General features: G+C 62.8%; 18 protein-coding genes and 1 tRNA gene. 8 read left to right on the top strand and 11 right to left on the bottom strand.

Annotated elements, in window-relative coordinates:
- Positions 1-3 precede the first annotated feature (3 nt).
- The gene (locus DEJ54_RS02750) at positions 4-492 is read right to left on the bottom strand and encodes a (2Fe-2S)-binding protein (protein ID WP_113153214.1); all 489 of its coding nucleotides are present in this window, start codon (positions 490-492) and stop codon (positions 4-6) included.
- A 790-nt stretch (positions 493-1,282) separates the two neighbouring features.
- Here DEJ54_RS02750 and DEJ54_RS02740 point away from each other — a divergent pair.
- Positions 1,283-1,358: transfer RNA gene (locus tag DEJ54_RS02740), tRNA-Thr, on the top strand.
- Positions 1,359-1,463: 105 nt separating this feature from the next.
- Here DEJ54_RS02740 and DEJ54_RS02735 read toward each other — a convergent pair.
- Entirely contained in the window at positions 1,464-2,168 is a 705-nt protein-coding gene (locus DEJ54_RS02735; protein ID WP_113153212.1) for an MOSC domain-containing protein, read from the bottom strand.
- A 300-nt stretch (positions 2,169-2,468) separates the two neighbouring features.
- Here DEJ54_RS02735 and DEJ54_RS02730 point away from each other — a divergent pair, with 300 nt between their 5' ends.
- Positions 2,469-3,287: an IclR family transcriptional regulator gene (locus DEJ54_RS02730; RefSeq protein ID WP_113153211.1), complete on the top strand. Its 819-nt coding sequence runs from the start codon at positions 2,469-2,471 to the stop codon at positions 3,285-3,287.
- A gap of 55 nt (positions 3,288-3,342) precedes the next feature.
- Here DEJ54_RS02730 and DEJ54_RS02725 read toward each other — a convergent pair whose 3' ends face one another.
- Positions 3,343-4,116 (bottom strand): MarR family transcriptional regulator, encoded by a 774-nt coding sequence (locus DEJ54_RS02725; protein WP_371685957.1) that lies wholly within the window; start codon positions 4,114-4,116, stop codon positions 3,343-3,345.
- A 217-nt stretch (positions 4,117-4,333) separates the two neighbouring features.
- Here DEJ54_RS02725 and DEJ54_RS02720 point away from each other — a divergent pair, with 217 nt between their 5' ends.
- Positions 4,334-5,212 (top strand): SMP-30/gluconolactonase/LRE family protein, encoded by an 879-nt coding sequence (locus tag DEJ54_RS02720; RefSeq protein WP_245447676.1) that lies wholly within the window; start codon positions 4,334-4,336, stop codon positions 5,210-5,212.
- A 68-nt stretch (positions 5,213-5,280) separates the two neighbouring features.
- On the opposite strand, the gene DEJ54_RS02715 is transcribed toward DEJ54_RS02720, so the two are convergent.
- The 3 genes from DEJ54_RS02715 to DEJ54_RS02705 form a co-directional block, all read right to left on the bottom strand.
- A complete protein-coding gene (locus tag DEJ54_RS02715) occupies positions 5,281-6,564 on the bottom strand; it encodes a TRAP transporter large permease (RefSeq protein ID WP_113153208.1) in 1,284 nt (427 codons plus the stop codon).
- Positions 6,565-6,570: 6 nt separating this feature from the next.
- The gene (locus DEJ54_RS02710) at positions 6,571-7,116 is read right to left on the bottom strand and encodes a TRAP transporter small permease (RefSeq protein ID WP_113153207.1); all 546 of its coding nucleotides are present in this window, start codon (positions 7,114-7,116) and stop codon (positions 6,571-6,573) included.
- 166 nt (positions 7,117-7,282) lie between these two features.
- Complete coding sequence (locus DEJ54_RS02705; protein WP_113153206.1) at positions 7,283-8,281, bottom strand: TRAP transporter substrate-binding protein; 999 nt, start codon at positions 8,279-8,281, stop codon at positions 7,283-7,285.
- 326 nt (positions 8,282-8,607) lie between these two features.
- Here DEJ54_RS02705 and DEJ54_RS02700 point away from each other — a divergent pair, with 326 nt between their 5' ends.
- The 4 genes from DEJ54_RS02700 (at position 8,608) to DEJ54_RS02685 (ending at position 12,339) form a co-directional block, all read left to right on the top strand.
- A complete protein-coding gene (locus DEJ54_RS02700; protein ID WP_113153205.1) occupies positions 8,608-9,519 on the top strand; it encodes a LysR family transcriptional regulator in 912 nt (303 codons plus the stop codon).
- Between the two features lie 142 nt (positions 9,520-9,661).
- The gene (locus DEJ54_RS02695; RefSeq protein WP_204360848.1) at positions 9,662-11,161 is read left to right on the top strand and encodes a sensor histidine kinase; all 1,500 of its coding nucleotides are present in this window, start codon (positions 9,662-9,664) and stop codon (positions 11,159-11,161) included.
- Positions 11,158-11,769: a response regulator transcription factor gene (locus DEJ54_RS02690; protein ID WP_113153204.1), complete on the top strand. Its 612-nt coding sequence runs from the start codon at positions 11,158-11,160 to the stop codon at positions 11,767-11,769. The genes DEJ54_RS02695 and DEJ54_RS02690 overlap by 4 nt, the downstream gene beginning before the upstream one ends.
- 87 nt (positions 11,770-11,856) lie before the next feature.
- A complete protein-coding gene (locus DEJ54_RS02685; protein WP_090328370.1) occupies positions 11,857-12,339 on the top strand; it encodes a heme-binding protein in 483 nt (160 codons plus the stop codon).
- A 133-nt stretch (positions 12,340-12,472) separates the two neighbouring features.
- On the opposite strand, the gene DEJ54_RS02680 is transcribed toward DEJ54_RS02685, so the two are convergent.
- The 5 genes from DEJ54_RS02680 to DEJ54_RS02660 all read right to left on the bottom strand — a co-directional run bounded on the left by DEJ54_RS02680 (position 12,473) and on the right by DEJ54_RS02660 (position 20,289).
- Positions 12,473-14,458 carry a tyramine oxidase gene (locus tag DEJ54_RS02680; RefSeq protein ID WP_113153203.1) on the bottom strand — a complete coding sequence of 662 codons (1,986 nt, stop codon included), beginning with the start codon at positions 14,456-14,458 and terminating at the stop codon, positions 12,473-12,475.
- A gap of 27 nt (positions 14,459-14,485) precedes the next feature.
- Positions 14,486-15,919 carry an aldehyde dehydrogenase family protein gene (locus tag DEJ54_RS02675; protein WP_245447674.1) on the bottom strand — a complete coding sequence of 478 codons (1,434 nt, stop codon included), beginning with the start codon at positions 15,917-15,919 and terminating at the stop codon, positions 14,486-14,488.
- Positions 15,920-15,999: 80 nt separating this feature from the next.
- A complete protein-coding gene (locus tag DEJ54_RS02670) occupies positions 16,000-16,968 on the bottom strand; it encodes a helix-turn-helix domain-containing protein (RefSeq protein ID WP_113153202.1) in 969 nt (322 codons plus the stop codon).
- A gap of 112 nt (positions 16,969-17,080) precedes the next feature.
- Positions 17,081-19,162 (bottom strand): TRAP transporter permease, encoded by a 2,082-nt coding sequence (locus DEJ54_RS02665; RefSeq protein ID WP_113153201.1) that lies wholly within the window; start codon positions 19,160-19,162, stop codon positions 17,081-17,083.
- Positions 19,163-19,278: 116 nt separating this feature from the next.
- On the bottom strand, positions 19,279-20,289 hold the full coding sequence (locus DEJ54_RS02660; RefSeq protein WP_113153200.1) for a TAXI family TRAP transporter solute-binding subunit: 1,011 nt from the start codon (positions 20,287-20,289) through the stop codon (positions 19,279-19,281).
- 198 nt (positions 20,290-20,487) lie between these two features.
- Here DEJ54_RS02660 and DEJ54_RS02655 point away from each other — a divergent pair, with 198 nt between their 5' ends.
- On the top strand, positions 20,488-20,883 hold the full coding sequence (locus DEJ54_RS02655) for a VOC family protein (protein WP_113153199.1): 396 nt from the start codon (positions 20,488-20,490) through the stop codon (positions 20,881-20,883).
- Positions 20,884-20,953 lie beyond the last annotated feature (70 nt).

Raw genomic sequence — 20,953 nt, 5'->3', positions numbered from 1 at the left:
CGCTCAGGCGGCTTTCGTGGAACCGGTCTTGACCGCTTCGGAAGCGGCCATGATGGCCTTGACGATGTTGTGGTAGCCGGTGCAGCGGCAGATATTGCCTTCAAGCTCTTCGCGCACGGTTTCCTCGTCGAGCCCTTCCGGGTGGCGGCGAATCATGTCCGTGGCGGCCATGATCATGCCGGGCGTGCAGAAGCCGCACTGAAGGCCGTGATGCTCCTTGAACGCGGCCTGCACCGGATGCAGCACATCGCCTTCGGCAAGTCCTTCGATGGTGGTGATCTCCGCGCCTTCGGCCTGCACGGCGAGAAGGGAGCATGCCTTGACTGATTTTCCGTCCAGATGGATCGTGCAGGCGCCGCATTGCGAGGTGTCGCAGCCCACATGGGTGCCGGTCAGCCCCAGCGTATCGCGCAGGAACTGAACGAGCAGGGTTCGACCTTCGACGCTGCCCGAGACCTTCTGTCCGTTCACCGTCATTGTCACATTCGTCATGGGTACCTGCCTACTGGAATTTTCGGTGGCTATTGTGATGATCGCCAACTTAGCGAATGCAGCAGCGGTGTCCATGCCTGCCGTGTGAAAGAAGGGGCCGGACGCCGCTGCCACGGGTGCTTTCTACTGGCTGTGCTCCCCGCCGTTTCCACGGATTTGTGTAGGGGGTTTGCCGCTTTCGGTCACCGTCCTCGTCGGGTGTAGTCTGCACCTGATCTTGTTGATGGTTGCGCCGCCTGACGGGACCTTTTTCCTGTCGGTCAGGTGGATGTAGGTCACCACATGGGCGCGCCATGGTGTGTCGGTTCTCACATGCGTGAGGTAATTGTTGGTCCTGCACTGATACGCATTTGCGTCGGCGTGGGCATTCACGGGCAGAAACACCGCTGCGGCAATTATAATTGGTGCAAAATTTTTCATAGTATATTCCTCCAATGCGCAACTTAAAAATCATATCTATTTGTTTATCAAGTAATTTGTATTTATATTTAAAATGATTTGCTTAATTATTGTTTGTTAATTATCGAATCTAATTGGCTTGTTTTAGGTTGCTCTGGCGGTGCCATTTCCGCTTGATCTCCTGGGAGATTGCCGCTATCAGGACGCCGCTTGCTGCCTTGGCGATTGCGGACAGAAATGTCCCTCTCCAAACGGCGTTCTGGCTCGACAATTGGGTTGCGAAAGCTCGCAGAGGCGGGTATGTGCACTGGGAAAGTGCTTCGCGCCGCAATCGTACAGAGCGGATGGCGAAGCAAGCTGGTCATGGCGGGGGTCCGACCATGGCGAAAGGGCCGCTTTAGCTCAGTTGGTAGAGCATCGCATTCGTAATGCGGAGGTCGTCAGTTCGAGTCTGACAAGCGGCACCACTCTCTCTCCCTCTCTCCACTCTGGAAGATGACCACCCGGGCTTGAGTGCGCCCCCGCGTGCTGTCGGAGCGCGCGTGTTCGTGTTCTTCAGTCGGCCCTGTTCCTCAGTCGGCTTTATCGCCCTGCAGGCGGCGGTTCCAGCTCTCGACCTTGCCGGATTCAAGGCGTCGCTGCGCATAGCGCCGCCAGCCATCGGGCAGCTTCTCCAGCGCCGCCATCTCTTCCAGCTCGCTGCGGTCGAGCGTCTTGACGTAGAGTGTCTGCCAGAGCCGTTTCAGCGGCCATTCGGGCAGGGGGCGTTCGATCCGTTCAAGCGCGTCGCCCGGCGCTACCCGGCCTTCCTGCAAGACCCGGTAATACCAGCCGGTGCGGCCGCTTTTCTGTACCCTGAGCGCCATGTCCCTGACGCCGAAACGGCTGTTCAGCTTCCAGCATGGCTGCCGCCCCTGGGATACTTCAAGAATGGCGTTGCCGAGGCGAAACACATCGCCCAGCGCCACGGTCTCTTCATTGAGGCCAAGGGTTGAGAGATTTTCGCCAAACGCGCCGGGGCTGTCGAGAAGGGTGTTGTCACCGATCTCTTCCCGCCAGGCGTCATAGTGATCGCGGGGATAGTGGTGAACGGCCTTTTCGGGGCCGCCATGATGTTTGGTGTCTGCCTGATTGTCGCCGATGAAGCCGGTGTGGCTGAGGAAAAGAGCCCTTTCGACGGGCTTCTTGTCGATCCCGCTTGGCGCCTGCTTCTCTCCAAGCGGCGCGATTTCGCCGATCAGGAGGGCTTTCAGTGGGGTGTTTGTCGCGTGGGGCACGTGGTTGCCTCCTGAGTTTGGCGTTCTGGAGCATCGGATCGAAAAGATGTGCTTCAGGCCCGGTCAGTACATAGAGGCGGAAGAGGCCGGCGTTGTGAGCCAGTTTAGGGTTTCATGTGAACTAGGGTCCTGACCCTAGCGTGTTGACGCAGTGTTTCAGAACTAAACCCGGTTTTGAAATTGCAGTTTGCCGTAGAATGTTTGCGATAAACGCACGTTTATCGTTGCCTGTGGAGCCTCAGTGTTGCTAGTTTTGGTTCCCTTTTTCCGAAGGGTTCAACATCACACCAAGGGGGGAGAATGGCAGGCGCGGGTATACTCAAGCGGCAAGGGCGCAAGACGCCGCCTGTTTCAACCGCGCTGTCCCGGGGACTGCGCCTTCTCTCCGTTTTTGCCGAAGCGCCCGTCTGGATGAGCAATTCCGACATTGTCGAGCGCACGCATCTGCCGGCTGCTACCGTTGCGCGATTGACCAAATCGCTCGCATTGATGGGGCTTTTGCACTACAGCGCCAGCCGTCGTCGCTTTCGCCTGGCTCCAGGGGTTGTGCGGCTTGGATATGGTGCGCGCAGCGAAGCGCAGATCGTCGAGCTGACGCGCCCCTATCTGCAGGAGATAGCCGACAATTTCCGGGTTCACACCGCTCTTGCCGTGATCGATGGCACCGACGCGCTGCATCTGGAAGTGTGCCACAGCAGCGCCACGCTGGTGACGTTACGCCTGGAGGCCGGCTCGCGCATTCCGCTTGCCGCCTCGCCCATCGGCCACGCGCTGATTTCCTGTCTTGAAGAAACACAGCTTAGACACCTGATGGCTGCTTTAGAGCGGCATCACGGTGGGGACTGGTCGCACCTGGCGCAGCATGTCGAGCAGGGGCTCTCGGAGATAGAGGAGCAGGGCTTTGCGCTGTCGCTGGGCAACTGGCATGAAGATGTGCATGGCGTGGCGGTGCCACTGCGACCTTCGGGCCAGCTGAACGCGATGTCTATCGCCTGCGGTGCGCCGCGCGCCCATACGCCACCATCGCGTCTCAGGGAGCTGGGGCAGGAACTCGTGCATCTGTCTGCGGCGTTATCGACCCGCGCCCAGAACACCCAGTTTCACCAGCACGCCGTCTGAGGCGAGGCCCTGCTGACGTCAGGCGTGACCGCCTGACGCAGAAACGGATGCCGTTTCAGGAATCTTCCAGATAGCGCACGCCAAGCGTGGAGCATTTGCGCTGGATCAGCTCGACGGCTGACAGAAGATCCTTGACCGCCGCTGTCGTGTCCCGGCTGGCACCCGATCCATCTGGAATTGCGAGTTCCAGCGCCAGAACGGCATTGCTGAGATGGAGCGGCGCGCCGAGCAACAGCAGATCGCATTCGGGAAGCGGCGTCCGGAAGCACCCGGACGCGCAGAAGAACGCAAAGCTCTCTTCAAGCGCCCTGGTTTCGACCTCGTTGTAGCCGCGCTCTGCAATCGGTTCGTCTGCTGCATTGTGCATGGTGAAGAGCAGGGCGTGTCCGCCCGCCGTGAATGGCAGGGAGTATGTCGAGCCCACATGGCATTCATGGGCATTCTGGCGGGTCGGGCCGCTGCAGGTGACCAGAAGAAGGGCTTCGTCCCGGTCCGCCACCACGAGCGTTCCGATTCCGTCATGCTGGTCGGCAAGCGCCTGAAGAACGGGGCGGGCGATGTCGGTGACGGGCGTATCGCCAAGAAATTTCTCTGAAAGGGTTCCAGCCATTCTGCCTGGCTGGAAGCGTTTGGCGAACCGCGCGGGTTCGACAAAACCGTGCATTTCCAGCGTTTTCAGAAGTTTGGCGGTCGTGTCGCTTCTCAGGGAAAGGCTCTGTGCCAATTCCTCACTGGTCATCGGGCCTTCGTCGGACAGACGACGAACCAATTCCAAACCATTCTGCAATGCGACCGTGCTGCTATTCCCGTCTTCTATCCGTGCTTTCACCGTATGCTTCGCCTTGATGTAGGGCCCCCACGCCTTTTTAAGTGAAAGATCGCCGGTATATCAATATGTTGAGGGCTTCTGACGGTGTGCCAGGCGGCATTCTCTCCAAAATGTGATCAAGGCTGGGTCAGGACTCCTTCCGGTGCATTCCGCTTGAAGGCGATGTAGAGGCAGCGCTATGTCTGCGCTGAGGGGCAGATGGGCAAAGGAGGGGCATTTGACCGGAACGGTTTGGGAGCGGCTTGAAGGTTTCCGCTGCACGCTGGGCGAGGGGCCGACTTATGACCGGCACACGGATACGGTCTGGTGGTTCGACATACCCGGCAGGGTGTTGTTTGAGCATTGCTTTACAGGCGGCGTAACGCGCCAGCATGGCTTGCCCGAACTCTCCAGCGCGCTTGCGCGGATCGACAGCGAGCGGCAATTGCTGGTGACGGAGAGCGGTCTTTACCTGCGCAGCATCGCCGATGGCAGTCTCAGCCTGCACATGCCGCTGGAGGCAGATCAGCCGCAGACCCGCTCGAACGATGCCCGCGTGCATCCGTCGGGGGCCTTCTGGATCGGCACGATGGGCAAGGACGAGAAAGAGGGTGCAGGCTCGATCTACTGGTATCGCAAGGGCGCGCTGCGCCGCCTCTTTTCAGGCATCACGGTCAGCAACGCGATCTGCTTTTCGCCGGATGGCCGCCTGGGTTATTTCACGGATACGCCGACCCGCCAGATCATGCAGGTCGCGCTCGACGCCGGGACCGGTCTGCCCATTGGCGCGCCAATGCCATTCGGCGCACCGTTCGAGGACAGCATGCCCGATGGCGCGGTGGTGGATGCGCAGGGCAATCTCTGGGTGGCGTGCTGGGGCGGGCACGGGGTGCAGGTCTACGCGCCAGATGGCGCATTTCTTCGCAAGATCGCGCTGCCGGCCGCACTGACCACCTGCCCGGCCTTTGTCGGGCCTGAGGCGGAGCGCCTTCTCGTGACATCGGCCTTAGTGAACATCGATCCTGAAAGCCCCGGCGCTGATGCGGCCGGGGGCGTGTTTCTTGTCGATCTTGGTGTGCCGACGGGCAAGTTTGAACCCGACGTTCTGATCGGCTGACGCTGGTCTGACCGGCTGACGCCAGCGGGGGCTGAAGTTAGAGAATTCCCGCTTTTCCTGGAATTGCTTTAGTAGCCGCTGAGGCTCGGCAGCCAGGTCGAGAGCGCCGGGATGAAGGTGAGCGACAGCAACACGATCAGATGCACGATCAGGAAGGGCGGCATCTCGCGGATCATGTCGCTGACCCGGATCTTCACCGCTGACGACACGACGAACAGCAACGCCCCGACCGGGGGCGTCAGAAGCCCCAGGGTCAGGTTGACGATCACCACGATGGCGAAGTGGATGGGGTCGATGCCCAGCGAATAGGCGATGGGGCTGAGGATCGGCACGAGGATCATGACGCCTGGAAGCGGGTCCATGAACAGGCCGAAAGCCAGGAGCAGAACGTTGACCGCCAGCAGGAACACGATGGGGCTGAGGTCCCATGCCACGATGGTGGCCGCGATGCTCTGCGGGATGCCCTCAATGATGATGATCCAGGCGAAAGCGCGGGCCGCTGCCAGGATGAGCAGAATGGCGACGGTGACGAGCGCGGAGCGATAGATGATGTCCGGCAGGTCGCGTATCCGCAGCGAGCGGTAGACGAACATGCCGCACAGAAGGGCGTAGAACACTGCCACAACCGAGGCTTCGGTGGGGGTGAACATGCCGCTGCGAATGCCGCCGATGATCAGCACGATCAGGAAGATTGCGGGCAGTGCCTGAAAGCTGGTGCGCAGCATCTCGCGCGCGGAGGGGCGCGGGGCGCTGCTCTTGAAGCCACGCTTGCGGCAGACATACCAGTTGGTCGCGGCCATCGCGAGCGAGATCACGACGCCGGGAATGAGGCCCGCCATGAACAGGGCGATCACGGAAACCCGCTCGTCCTGCATGGCGTAGAGGATCATGATGATCGATGGCGGGATGATGGGGCCGACCACCGAGGCCGACGCCGTGAGGGCGCTGGCATAGGACTTGTCGTACCCGTCCTTCTCCATCATGCGGATCATCATTGCGCCGGGGCCGGCGGCATCGGCGAGCGCGGAGCCGGAAATGCCGGCGAACATGGTGGACGACACCACATTGGCGTAGCCCAGCCCGCCACGGAGATGGCCGACAAACTGCGAGGCGAAGCGCAGCAGGATCTGCGTCATCGCGCCGCTCGACATCAGCTCTGCCGCCAGAATGAAGAACGGCACCGCCATGAGCGGGAAACTGTCCAGCCCCGAGAACATCTCCTTGACGATGACGATCTGCGGATAGGTGCTGCCGAGGCTGATCGCGGCCCAGACGGCAAGTGCCAGCGCGAAGGCCACCGGCATGCCGATGATGAGAAGAAGGAAGAAGGATGCAAAGAGGATCAGCGCCACGGCCGTCTAGTCCCGGTTGGCTGCGATATGGGTGTCACCGCTCTCGGCGAGCGCGGCGGATGGGGTGTCGGTCTCGATGTCGACAAACCGGTTTTCCATCACGAAGGAGCGCGCCACCAGAAGCAGATGCACGATGAGCAGGCTGAAGCCGATCGGCATCGCGGCGTAGATGTAACGGAAGGAAACGCGGGTTGCCGGCGTGAGCTGAAAACGGGCGCGCTCCATGTAGTTCAGGCCCATCCAGATCATGAGCGAGAAGAAGGCCAGAAGCAGAAGCAGGATGAGGATGCGCACTGCGCGCTGGCCATTTTTGCCGAGCATTTCCTGAAAATTGCTGATTGCCACATGGCCACCGGTGCGCAGGGCAAGGCCGGCGCCGATGAAGGTCATCCAGATCATCAGGTAGCGGGCGACTTCCTCGGACCATGTGATCGAGAAATTCGTCAGGTAGCGCAGCGAAACATTGGCGAAGACGATGACCGCCATGGCGCCGAGAAGCAGCACCAGCGCCCACTTGTTGAGGGCAACAAAATATCGCTCGAACGTTTTCACCGATCTTCCCCGCCTGGCGGCCGGTTGCGCCGCAGCCCGTTGAACGGGCTTTGTTTAGCCCATCCCCACGAGCGGTGGGAACCGTCTGGCCCGAAAAATTACATTCTGAAACAGAATTCGGACGGCGACCACGGGGCCGCCGTCCGGACGTGATGGCGCGAAGCGCTTATTTCGTCGCGATGATCTGGTCGATCAGCGCCTTGTCATACTGTTCGTAGTACTGCTCGTAGGCAGGCTGGACGGCCTGCTGGAAAGCGGCCTTCTGCTCGGCGGTGAGTTCGCCGACATCCATGCCTTCTTCCTTGAGCTGTGCGACGCCGGAGGTCTCGACATTGTCGACAAAGGCGCGCATCGCCTTTGCGGCTTCGGTCGCACCGGTCTGGAACGCCTGCTTGTCTTCGTCAGACATGCCTTCCCAGAGCTGCTTGGAGACGAGCAGCATGGCCGGCGAATAGACGTGACCGGAGAGCGTCAGATACTTCTGGACCTCGGAGAGGTTGGTCGACGTGATGACGGAGAGCGGGTTCTCCTGGCCGTCGATCGTGCCCTGCTGCAGGGAGCTGATGACTTCCGGCCATGCCATCGGGGTCGGCGCAGCGCCGAGCGTCTCGAAGGCGGTGATGTGGATCGGGTTTTCCATCGTGCGCAGCTTCAGGCCGGCGACGTCTTCGGGCTTGCCGATCGTGTTGCGGTTGTTGGTGATGTGGCGGAAGCCCTGCTCGCCCCATGCAAGCGCAACCAGGCCGACATCATCGAACTTGGCCAGGATGTTCTGGCCGATCTCGCCGTCGAGCACGTCGCGTGCGTGGTTGAGATCACGGAACAGGAAGGGGATGTCGAACACGCCGGTCTCGGGCACGAAGTTGCTGAGCGTGCCGGAGGAGACGATGGTGGCTTCGATCGTGCCGATCTGCAGGCCTTCGATCACTTCGCGCTCACCGCCGAGGCCGGAGGAGGGGAAGTGACGGAAGGTATAGCGGCCATCGGTCTTGGCTTCGACTTCTTCCTGCCATTTGTCGGCGGCGACGCCGTAATGCGAGTTCGGCGCAAGCGCGTAGCCGAGCTTGATTTCCTGCTGAGCCTGCGCGGACTGCGCGCCAGCCAAAATGCCCAGTGCCGCAGCGAACGCTGCCGCAGACGCAAGATTTCTTGCGAAAAGTTTCATCACTCTCTCCCTTTATGGAATTTCATTGCGATTGTTTTCTCCCATTCGCCCAAAGGATCGGGCGTGTCAAACCCATTCGGTCCCCAATTATTCAATCTGACACTGTTCGCCGGGGCGGCGGGATTTGCGGAACTGGCCAGGTCCCCCTTGCGATTATCCGCGCCGCAGCACGGCCGGACCGAGCGCCGGCGGCGCTATTCCGGGACCCGTCCTCAAGCGCCGTTTCAGGCGATGCGCCACCATCCGGGCAGAGGCTATGGGTGTTTGTGTGATATGAGAAATATATATATCGTATTAAATTAAGTTGCTTTGCAGATGAGAAGCGCATGGACATCCGCCAGATACGGCACTTTGTCAGCGTTGCCGAGGAACTGCATTTCGGTCGTGCCGCAGAACGGCTCGGTATGACCCAGCCACCTCTCAGCCAGAGCATTCAGGCGCTGGAGGCGGAGCTCGGCCTGCCGCTGTTCGAGCGCACGAGACGCAGCGTGGCGCTGACGCCCGTGGCGCGCGAGTGGCTGCCGCATGCGCGGCGTGTGCTGCAGGAGGCCGGCGATTTGCCGCAGGTGGCGCAGCGTCTGTCGCGCGGCGAAATCGGCACGGTGCGGCTCTCCTTCATCAGTTTCGTCAGCTACAGTTTCCTGCCGGAGCTGGTCAGCCGCTTCAAGGCGCGGTTTCCCGAGGTGGAACTGGTTCTGAGCGAGGCGACGAGCGATGTGCAGATCGCCGAACTGCTCGACGGAACGCTGGATGCCGGCATCGTCATCACCCCGCCGCGCGGCGCGCTGCATTCGCCGCTGCGCTACCGCCCGGTGGAGAAGGACAGGCTGGTGGTTGCCGTGCCGGAGGAATGGGTGATCTCCGGCCGTGTGCGGCCCCGTGGCGGCAAGCTGGACTTTGCAGCCCTGCGCGACCTTCCGGTCATTCTCTTTCCCCGGCATGGCGCGCCGGTGCTGCACGATCTCGTGACCCGCTATTATGCGGAGCGGGGGGCTGCGCCGCTTCCGGGGCAGCAGGCCATGCAGATGCAGACCATCATCAATCTGGTCTCCGGCGGGCTTGGCGTCGCCTTCGTGCCGAGCACGATGCGGCGGATGGTGCGACCGGGTGTTGCCTATTTCCGGCTTGCCGGCGTGCAGCCGGAAATCGAAATCGGTTTTGCGTGGCGTGAGGCCGGGGCCGGCGCGGCGCTGCAGCATCTGGCGGAAATCGTGGCCGAGATGTTTCCGGCACAATGAGCTTGCAAAAGCCCCGCCCTTCCTCAAGATCGCGCGCATGAAACAGAATTCTTCCGACAATCGCATGGGCCCTGGGGGCCCTGGGGGCCCTGGGGGCTTTCGGGGCTTCGGCCGGCCGGTCTGGTTTGTCGCCGCGTGGTTCGTGCTGGCGCTCGCAACCATTGCCGCGATTGCCGCCAATGAGCGCTGGCGGCTGCTCTCGGAACTCGATGATGAGAGTGCGGCGCTGCATCGCCTTGCCTCGCAGCGGGCCGGCCAGCACGACGCGCATATGACGGCGCTCTCGGCGGTGGCGCTTGCCGGCGGTGAAAGCGGGTTCGATCTCTTTCTCGACGTGGCCAATGCGCTCCGCCGGTTCTATCCACGCATTGAGGCTGTCGATCTCGTGCCCGTGGATGAGGACGGCAAAGGCGTGACGACCCGCGCCTCAGCCGATCCGGCGGTCGATGCGGCGATCCGCGCAGCGGTTCAGGCAACCGATGGGTCGCTGGTTCTGGGTCCAATGCCCGGCGGTGTGCCGGGGCACTATCTTCTGGTCAAGCGCAGCCCGAACAGCGATGCGGCGATCTATGGTCTGGGTCTTGAGATCGACGCGCAGGGACTTCTGGATAGTGATCGCGACTTTTGGCAGACCGCTTCGGCAAGCCAGTCGCTCGTCTTTCCCGATGGCGCGCTTCTGATTGGCGATGAAATCGTCGGGCCACCCGCTTTCGAGAGAACGCTGGGCAGCGCCTCGCAGCCGCTTGTGCTGCGCACGGCAGTCACCCAGCACATGGCGGCGCTGTTCCCCATGTCGAAAATCGTTCCGGCGCTGATCGTGATGACGGTGCTGTTCCTGGCCGGTCTGGCGCTGTGGCAGCAATGGGCCGGGCGCATGCAGGCGGAACGTGCAGCGAAGCTCAGCGCGCGCGAGACGCGGCTGGCCCATGCGTCGCGGGTCAATTCGCTGGGCGAGATGGCAAGCGGCATCGCCCATGAGCTGACCCAGCCGCTCACCGCCATTCTGACCCAGGCGCAGGCGGGCCGCCGCCTGCTTGGCAAGGGCGATACGCAGGCCGTGGCGTCCGTGCTGGACGAACTTGTCGCGCAGGCACGGCGCGGCGCGGACATTCTCTCGCATCTGCGCCAGTGGATCCGTCCGCCGCGCGGTGAGACCGGCATGACCGACCTGAATGCGGCCATCGGCGGCGTTGAGGCGCTCCTTGCGCCCGAGGCGCGCAAGCGTTCGGTGAAGCTGAAGCTGGACCTTGCCGATGAGGCGCTGGCCGTGCGCGCCGACCGGACGGAGCTCGAACAGGTGATTTTCAATCTCGTGCGCAACGCCTTTGAGGCGCTGGAAGAAACGCAGGACGGGCAGGTGAGCGTCACAAGCTGCCGCGAGGCGGGGCTCGCCATTCTGGACGTGTATGACAATGGGCCGGGCGTGGATGAAGCGCTGGCGGGGCAGGTGTTCGAGCCTTTCGTGACCGGCAAGGAGCAGGGCACCGGGCTTGGCCTCTCGCTCTCGCAACGCATCGTCGAGCGCATGAATGGCGAGATCGAGCTATTGCCCTCGCAAGGAGGCGCCCGCTTTCAGGTGCGCCTCCCTCTGGCGAGCCAACGGCACGAGATCAAGCACGATGACGGGAGGGTTTCGGCATGAGTGGCAGGCCGGTCTATCTGGTGGATGACGACGAAGCCGTGCGTCGCGCTCTGGTGCTGCTTTTGAGCACGGTCGACGTCGACGTGAAATCGTTTCCCGACCCCGAAAGTTTTCTGGCCGCGCTCGGCAAGCTGCCGCCCGGCTGCCTCATCTTCGACATTCGCATGCCCGTGATCTCGGGCCTGAAGCTTCAGGAGCGCCTGATCGCGCAGGGCATAGACTGGCCGACCGTGGTGATCAGCGGCCATGGTGATATCGAGGCCTGCCGCCGGGCTTTCCGCAATGGCGCGGTGGATTTTCTGAGCAAGCCCGTCGATGAGCAGGATCTGATCGACGCCATCCAGAAGGCGCAGGACATGCTGGACCGCTCTGAGCGGGAAGCGGCCGAACACGCCGAAACGGCGGATCTTCTGGCGAGCCTGACGGGCCGTGAAAGCGAGGTTCTGGAGCGCATTGCCGGCGGCTTCACCACCAAGGAGATTGCCGCTTCCATGGCCGTTTCGCCACGCACGGTGGAAAGCCATCGCGCTTCCATCGGCGCAAAGCTCGGCACGACATCGGCGGCGGAAATGACGCGGCTCTGGCTGCAGGCGAACAGGCATCCGTAGAACTACGGAGCCCCCCGCCAGCGCTACCGATGCGGTGGAGCGGGGCAGATTGCTAGAAACGGATCATCCAAACCCAAGGAGTTCCCGATGATCCGTTCGATTGTTCTTTCCGCCTCGCTTCTGGCCGCGACCGCCGTTTCGGCTCAGGACCTGCCCACCGCTCCCTACCTGCCGCTCGACATGGCGCAGAAGGCTGCTCAGGCTGCACTCGACGCCTGTGCGGCTGAAGGTTACGCGGTGAGCGTTGCCGTGGTGGAGCGCAGCGGCGCAACCAAGGTTCTCGTGAAAGCCGACAATTCCGGCCCGCACACGACCGGCAGCAGCGTCGGCAAGGCCTTCACCTCCGCAAGCCTTGGCCGCGACACGGCTGGTCTGGCCAACTTCATCGGTGAGAACCCGCAGAATGACGGCCTGCGCGACATGGATTCCCGTCTGGTGATCCAGGCCGGTGGTCTGCCGGTGCGCATCGGTGGCGCTCTGGTGGCGGGCATCGGTGTCGGCGGCGCGCCTTCGGGCGACATTGACGCCACCTGCGCCCGCGCCGGTCTCGACGCAATCGGCGCCGAATAATCACCCCTACGGGTTGAACAAAGGAGGCGCGGCCTTTCGGTCGCGCCTCTCTTCGTTTCTGCGATCTGATTTATTGATGGAGCATCGGAATGATCCGAAAACCGGACACCACTTTTCGGTCCGATGCTCTGGCCTATTCGGGCAGTCGCACGGTGAGCGCCGGATTGTGCGGGAAGAAGTTGTAGGGCTTCAGCGTGATGCCCTTCCACATGGTCGACATGACCGGCCAGTCCTCCATCTGTGGTACGTGATGGAACCCCATCGTGTACCAGGTAACGATGTCGGTGTTGTCTATGCTGCGGTCCTGCTTCACCCACTCGGCCAGCGTGTCCGACCCGTCGCTCTGGAAGGCGTATTCGCCGCCGGCATAGCGTTCGTTTGCCGCGTAGGGCGTGTTCCAGAACGTGTAGTCGATATAGGCGTTGCGCTTTGCGGGCGGATCGTTCTCCGTATCCAGCGGGCTGTAGGCGACGCTGTTCTGCGGCAGGATCATGTAGCCCGGCGCATGGCCGACGCCGATTTTCCGGCCCATGTTCATGATGTGATACATGGCCGGCGTTGCCGGGTTCACGCGATAGCGCGCTTCCATTTCGGTCTTCGGCATTGTCGCCTCGGTCACCCACATGGAGCGGCGCGGCACGCCATCGGGCATGTCGCCCTTCACGAGGCCGGTGCGCATGAAGACATTGTCCTGACCGTCAATGTCGAAATCGAGCCGGAAGTTGAAGAAGTGGTCGTGATTGGGCGCGACCAGATTGGGCACGATCAGCGTGCCGTAGCGGGTTTCCTGTTCGGCGGTTGCGTCCTCCATGGAGGTAGAGGCAACGCCCTTCACCGCATCAAGGCCGGTTGCGCCGACCATCACGCGGATGCGCCCGTTCTGCTCGAACACATAGTCGATGAGATAGTCGTAATTGCCCACCTGTGAGGCGGAACGCACCACCAGCTCGCTTGCCGGGCGGCCTTCCGCCGGCACGGACTGTTCCTCGCTCTGGGCGAAGATCTCGTAATGCCGCCAGGCGGGGTCGCCGATATTGCGTTCGAAGATGCATAACGCATCCGGGATTTCGATCGGGTTGCCCAGATCGTCATGCACGGTGGCGGGCAGGAAGCGCGCATAGGCGGGGCAGTCCACGCCCGCGCGCAGCGGGCTCAGGAAGATGCCGAAACCATATTCGCCGCTGTCCATATAGGTGCGCCAGTACCAGCCTTCGTCCGGGTCCATATAGGGCACGAAGACTTCCGACAGATGGGCCTGATAGAGCACAGAGCGCCAGTCGTCGCGGTCATTGACCTCGATGTTGGACAGAACCACGCCGGGGCGCTTGTCGACGCGCCAGCGGAAGCGCCAGATGTCCCAGTTCACCATGCTGCCGTCGATGGTGAAATTGGGATCGCCTTCCTGGCGAAGCGTGGCGGGATTGCTTTCGGGGCGCAGCGCGCCCGTGCGCGCCTCGACCTCATCTTCCATGTAACCCCAGGCATCCTGCGGCACCGGCACGACGCCATTGTCGATCACCTCGACCACGGATTTGCCGGCGAGATCGACCACGGCATAGAGCCCTTCGATGGGCTTGGCATAGAAGTTGGAGCCGGTCGGATTGACGTAGCAGGGCACCTTCATCAGGCGCTGACCGGCTTCCGCCTCCATGTCGAACGAGCCGGCCGTGAGCGGCAGGCAGAACACGTCGCCGGGCTCCAGATCGCGCTTTGCGAGGGCGGCGACGAAGTTTTCGTCGGAAAGGGCCAGATCCATGGCCCCGATGAATTCTTCCAGAAGCACCATGTGCTGGCCGCCAATGGCGCCGAAATCACTGATTTCTCCGGAAACGAGATTGACCTCGGCCTTGTAGGTCTCGTCGCCCGAGATGACATGGACGGTGGCGGCGCGGGGGCCTTCATCGCCTTCTTTCCAGGGAAGCACTTCGGCCTTTTCCGGTTCTTTCAGCTCGATCAGCGGAAAGCGGGCTTCGCCGGAAATCCGGTCATCGGATTTCATGATGGTGACGACCTCGGCGATCTCCTCTTTCGACAGGCCGTCCAGCGGGTGAGCCAGAGCGCCGCCGCATAAGGCGGTGAGCGCCATGGCCGCGCAGGTGGCGGATAAGTGTCTCTTCATCGTGTCTCCTCCTCTTGAACCGTGCCGTTACATGATCAGGGTCTGGCCGACGGTGTTCTCCATCAGCCCTGCCTCGGCGAACTGCACGCCGACGCCGGATTGCTTGATGCCGCCAAAGGGGGCGTTGGGCTGGATCATGCCGTGCTTGTTGATCCACGCGGTGCCGCATTCGAGTTGCAGCGCCAGCGCCTTGGCGCGTTCGGTGTCCTGCGACCAGACGGAGCCGCCAAGCCCGTTCGGATTGTCGTTGGCCCGCGCAATCACGGCCTCCACATCCGTGTAGCGGATGACCGGCAGGACCGGGCCGAACTGCTCTTCATCGACAAGGCGCATGCCGTGTTCGGCATCGGCGACGATGGTGGCGGGATAGAAATAGCCCGGCCCGCCGGAGGGCGCGCCGCCAGTGAGAATGCGCGCGCCGGAAGCCCTTGCCTCCTCGACCAGCTCTTTCACGCGCTCGAACTGCATGGCGTTCTGCACCGGGCCGAGCGCGACGCCATCCTGCCGTCCGTCGCCCATGGGAATGGCGGCGGCCAGCGCCGAGAGCGCATCGCAGACGGCGGCATAAATGCTGTCATGCACATAGAGCCGCTTGATACAGGCGCAGGTCTGGCCGTTGTTAAGGAACGCGCCCCAGAAGAGGCCTTCGGCAACCGCCTGCGGATCGACATCGGGCAGCACGATGGCTGCATCATTGCCGCCGAGTTCAAGCGTCAGGCGCTTCACCGTTTCGGCGGCCGAGGCCATGATTTTGCGGCCTGTGCCGGTGGAGCCGGTGAACACCATCTTGTCGATGCCGGGATGGGCGGACATGGCCGCGCCGATTTCATCTGCGCCACACACGATGTTGACCACGCCGGCCGGCAGCACCTGATTGATGATCTCGACGAAGCGGATCGTGGCGAGCGGTGTGTTGGGCGAGGGCTTGATGACCACGCAATTGCCGGCGCGCACGGCGGGAATGATGTGCCAGGCGGCGATCAGCACGGGGAAGTTCCACGGTGTGATGGAGCCAACCACGCCGATGGGCTTGCGGTGCACCTCCACGCGGCCCTCATTGTTGTCCTGCAGGACGGAGACCGGCAGTTCGAGGCCTGCCGTGTGCCGGGTCCATGCGGCGGCAGCCCCGATTTCCCACTGCGAGCCGAAACCGCCAATGGGCTTGCCCTGCTCAGCCGTCAGAAGGGGCGCAAGCTCCGGGATCGCCTGTTCGAGTCGGTCTGCGATCTTCAGGCATGCTGCCTGACGGTCCGCATCGCTGGTGGCCGCCCATGCGGGAAAGGCTGCGCGGGCGGCGTCCACCGCCGCGTCGAGATCTTCAACCGTGCCAAGCGGCATCTGGCCGACCGGTGTTCCGGTTGCCGGATCAAGCACGGGCTGGCTCCCCGCGGTTGGCGCGGGGCGGCCATTGATGATGTTCTGGAACGCATCTGCGCCTGTGGCTGTCGCGGTGTCTGCCATCGTCTTCCTCCTCCGATAGCGCCGCCTTTCAGGCGGCATCAATCGGGCATAGTGGAAGCGGGCCGGCCACCGGTCTTGGACTATTGCGTCACGCTTTTGGCCGATGGCGTCGCCGCATGAAGGCGGTATTCGCCGGGCGGCACCCGGTAGCGGGCGCGGAACTGGCGGTTGAAATAGGACAGGTCGTTGAAGCCGGCGTCGAAAGCGATCGTCGAGATGCGGTCCGAGGTTCCCGCCGCCTCCTGCGCCATCAGCCGCTGGCACACATAATCGAGCCGCGCGCCGATGAGACATTCCGACAGGGAGGAGCCGTCCGCCTGAAACCGGCGCTGCAGGGCGCGCAGGCTGACGCCCATGGCGGCTGCGACGTCTGCCGGCGTGCACTCGGGATCGCGGAAACGCTGCCGGATATAGGCGCGCGCCTTGGCCATGAGCAGTTCGTTGCTCGTCTCAGAGGAGGGCAGGTCGCCTGCCTCCATGCCGCAGAGATAGGCCCCCATAAGGTTGAAGAAGGCCTCGCCGATGAAGTGCTGCTGCGCGGCAGCTCCCTCGCCATCGACGATGCGGTCGATGGTGGCGCGCAGCGCCATGCCGATATCGGTGGAGCCGGGGATCGGACAGCCGCCCAGCGCGCAGGTGCCGAAGCGATGGGCGAATTCGGCGCGGTTGAGATGCACGGAATATTGCAGGCTGCCGCTGTCGCCATAGAGGAAGCGTGAGGGATAGGCGGAATCGATCATGATGAAGTCGCCGGGCGCAAGCCGTACATCGGCATCGCCCTGGCGCATCACCGAATGGCCCGCCTTCTGCAGAACCAGAAACAGGTGCTCGGCGGAATCCTGCCTGATGCAGCGCCAGTCGCGGTTGATCCGGGCCGCACTGTTGCGCACCACGGCAACTGCCAGCGCCTGACGCTGTTTCAGTGTGATGATGCCGCGCATGTCCCGTGCGCCGTCCGGCGGCGAAACCAGGAACTGCCCGCAAACATTGCGTACGCCAGCCTGGAAGGCGTCCAGCGGCGCCAGGCTGTTCGTCTCGTCAGACGGCATGTTTCTCCTCCCGCCGTCGCCTGCCATCGCATTGCGGGCAGGAAGCGGCGGGGGAAGCGTAGTCAGCTTTCAGCGGCTCGGCAAGATGGGGTCTGCACCGCCCCTGCCGTCCTCAGTTTTCCGCCGTGACGGTGTCTGCCTTGCGCACCGAGAACTGGCGGACGAAAACCGGCGCGGCGATGATGGCGCCGGCCAGCGTGGCGTAGAGATCGGGCGCGACGAACAGGATGGCGGAGAGCGCGAGCAACAGCCGCTCATAGACGCGCAGCGGCGCAAACAGCCAGCTTGAGAACGCCGCCGACAGCATCCAGATGCCGAGCATCGCACCGATGGTCGCCAGGAAGAACTCGTTCCAGGTGAAGCTGTCGGTGACGAGCAGCATGGAGGGCGAGAAGACGAAGACGAACGGCACCAGCGCCTTGCCCATGCCTAGCCGGAAGGCGGTGTTGCCGGCCTTGAAGGCGTTGGCCCCGGCGATGCCGGCCGCCGCATAGGCCGCCAGCGCCACCGGCGGCGTGATGTCTGCCAGAACGCCGAAATAGAACACGAAGAAATGCGCCACGATGGGCTCGACGCCGAGCAGGCTCAGAATGGGGGCCGCGACGGCGATCATGATCAGATAGTTCGCCGTGGTGGGGATGCCGCAGCCCATCAGAACGCAGACAATTGCGGTCATGATCAGGGTGAAGAGCAGGGTGAGGGTGCTCACGCTGAAGAGCTCGAACGGCAGGAAGGCGAGACTGTCGGCCACGCTCTGCGCCCAGCCGGCGGCAACGGATGTGACCATATAGGCGATCTTGAAGCCGACGCCGGTGAGCGTGACCACGCCGATGATGACGCCGACAAGGGCTGCCGCCGCCGTGACGGAGAGCGAGTATTTCGCGCCGACAACGAACCCGTCCCACGTTTCGCGCACGCTTTCGCGGATCGCGGTCTTGATGTCGTGGCGGATGAAATTCTGGATGACGAGCACCAGAAGACAGGCCGTGATGCCCCAGAAGGCGGCGAGATAGGGCGTCTTGCCCGACAGGAGAATGGCCACCAGCACGAAGAGCGGCAGCGTGGTGAGCCAGCCTGCCTTGAAGACGGTCCAGGCGACGGGCAGCTCATCCCTGGTGAGGCCGCGCAGGCCGCGACGGCGGGCTTCCAGATGCACCTGCACCAGAACGCCGAAGAAGTGCATGAAGGCGGGCACGAGGGCAGCGGTCAGAATGGTGGTGAGCGGAACGCCCAGATATTCGATCATCAGGAAGGCGACGGCGCCCATGACCGGCGGGGTGATCTGACCGCCGGTGGAGCTTGCCGCTTCCACGGCGGCTGCGAAATGGCGCGGATAGCCGATGCGGATCATCGCCGGGATCGTCAGCGAGCCGGTGGTCACCGTGTTGGCGATGGACGAGCCGGAGATCGAGCCGAGCATGGCGGAAGAAAGCACAGACACCTTGGCCGGGCCGCCGGAATAGCGTCCGGCAAGGGCCGAGGCGAGGTCGATGAAGAGCTGGCCGAGGCCGATGCGCGTCGCAAGAACGCCAAACAGCACGAAGTGGAACACATAGGTGGAGATGACACCCAGCGCGGTTCCGTAAATGCCCTGGCTCGTCAGGTAGAGATGGTTGACGATGTTGCTCCAGCTCGCGCCCGGATGCGCCAGAATGCCTGGCATGGACTGACCGAAATAGGCATAGGCGATGAAGAGCAGGGCGATGACGGGCAGCGGCCAGCCCATGGCGCGGCGCGTGGCCTCAAGCAACACGACGATAAGCACCGTGCCCATGAACACGTCGATGGGCAGGGGATCGCCGACACGGAAGGCGAGATCGTTGAAGATCCACGGCACATAGAGCGCCGCCACCGCGCCCGCAATGGCGAGAACCCAGTCGATGACCGGCATGCCGAGCGGGAAAAGCAGGCCCTTACGCGGCTCGCGCGGCTGGTTCCAGGCGGCGAAGAAAACGAAGATCAGCGCCAGCGTGAAGGCCAGATGCACGCCGCGATGCGTGGTCGCCTGCGGAATGCCGAAACCGGCCGTGTAATAGTGATAGCAGGAGAGGACGAACAGCGCGCCGCCGGCGATCCAGCCGAGCAGTTCGGGCAGGGGTCTGAAACGGACTTCCGGATCATAGCGCTCTTCGAGCGCCTTCATCTGCTCTTCGGTCAGCGCTTCCGCGCGTTCGGATTCAGATGGATGGGCCATCCTGCAAAGCCTCTCTGGAAATCACGTTTGGTGCGCGCGTCGACGCCTGAAAAGACGGACCCGGCCCGTGGTGACAGGCCGAGTCCGTTTGCGTTGGCGATGCTTGCCGGCAGGGCTTAGTCGCCCAGCACACCCGCTTCGCGGTAGAACTTCTCGGCGCCCGGATGCAGCGGGATGCCGACGCCGTCAAGCGCGGTGTCGAGCGTGATCTGGCGGCCCTTCAGGTGGCCGGCATCCAGAAGCTTGCGGCTGTTGTCGTTCCACAGCGCCTTGGTGATCTCGTAGACCATCTCTTCGGGCTGGTCTGCGCTGGTGATCCACTGTGCGCCGACGGAAAGCGTGGTGACGTCTTCACCCACGCCCTCATAGGTGCCGGCGGGAACCGTGTTGGCGGCAAAGAAGCCATGCTCGCCCGTCACCTTGGCTGCTTCTTCGCCGGAGATGGAGACGAGCGTGATGTCGTGCTGGCTGGCGAGCTCGGCAATGGCGCCGGCCGGGAAACCGCCAACGAAGAAGAAGGCGTCCATTGCGCCGTCGCGCATGCGCTCGGCAGCCTGGTCGGGCTTCAGGTAATGGGCTTCAACGTCCTTCTCGGTAAGGCCGTAGGCATCGAGAATGATGCGGGCGTCAACCAGCGTGCCGGAGCCCGGCTCGTCGAGGGAGACGCGCTTGCCGGCCAGGTCATCGACGCTGTCGATGCCGCTGGACGCGCTGGCGACCAGGTGGATCGTCTCGGGATAGAGATTGGCGATGGCGCGCAGTTTTTCGACCGGATCACGCTCTTCCCAGATGCCCGTGCCGCTGTGCGCCCAGGTGGCGACATCCGACTGCGAGAAACCGGATTCCAGCGAACCGCCGGCAATGGCGTTCACATTGGCAACCGAACCATTGGCCGAAAGGGCGGTGGCGATCAGGCCGGGAACACCGCACGAGCCGCCTTCCTCACAGGGGCGCGAGCCGGGCGGATTGGAGATGGCGTTGGCGATGAGGCCGCCGATCGGATAGTAGGTGCCGGCCGTGCCGCCGGTGCCGATGCGGAAAAACTGCGGCTGCTGGGCAAGCGCCACACCGCTCGCGGCGATGCCGCACAAGACTGCTCCAATAATCGCAAAACGCCGTCTGTTCACGGAAACCTCCCAAGAGATAAAAACAAGTAACGTAACGTGAGCTAGCATTCCTGCCGGTCAGCATCAATCTTTCAAGTGAGATGGTGGCAAGATACCATCACATTTATGCCTCAACTCTGTTATTCGGGTGCCTCGACAACGGAAAATCAGGCGCCCGGCAGATTAGCCAGCGCCGCTTGAAACGCTATTGGAGGCATCTTGGCCAAGTGCATTCACACCATGATCCGCGTTCTGGACGAGGCAAAATCGGTCGCTTTCTACAAGGAAGCGTTCGGCCTCGAGATTGCGGACCGTCTCGATTTCGACAGCTTCACGCTGGTCTATCTGAGCAATGCGGAGATCGGCTTCGAGGTCGAGCTCACCATCAACAAGGACCAGACCGAGCCCTATGATCTGGGCAATGGTTATGGGCATCTGGCGGTTGTCGTCGATGATCTCGATGCCGAGCACGCCCGTTTCAGGGCGGCCGGTCTTGCGCCGCGCGACATTGTCGCCTTCGAGCGCGAGGGCACGCTTCTGGCGCGCTTCTTCTTCGTGCAGGACCCGGACGGCTACAAGATCGAAGTGCTGCAGAAGCACGGCCGCTTCCATTAACTGCCAAAGAAGTTCCGGCAGAACCGGCAACCGGTTTTGCGTCCGGAGTTTCTCGAGATCAGGGAAATGG

Source organism: Nitratireductor sp. OM-1 (genome assembly GCF_003296175.1).
Taxonomy (GTDB): Bacteria; Pseudomonadota; Alphaproteobacteria; order Rhizobiales; family Rhizobiaceae; genus Nitratireductor; species Nitratireductor aquimarinus.
Note: the sequence above shows the minus strand (reverse complement) of the source record. Positions and strands in the feature narration are given on the sequence as shown.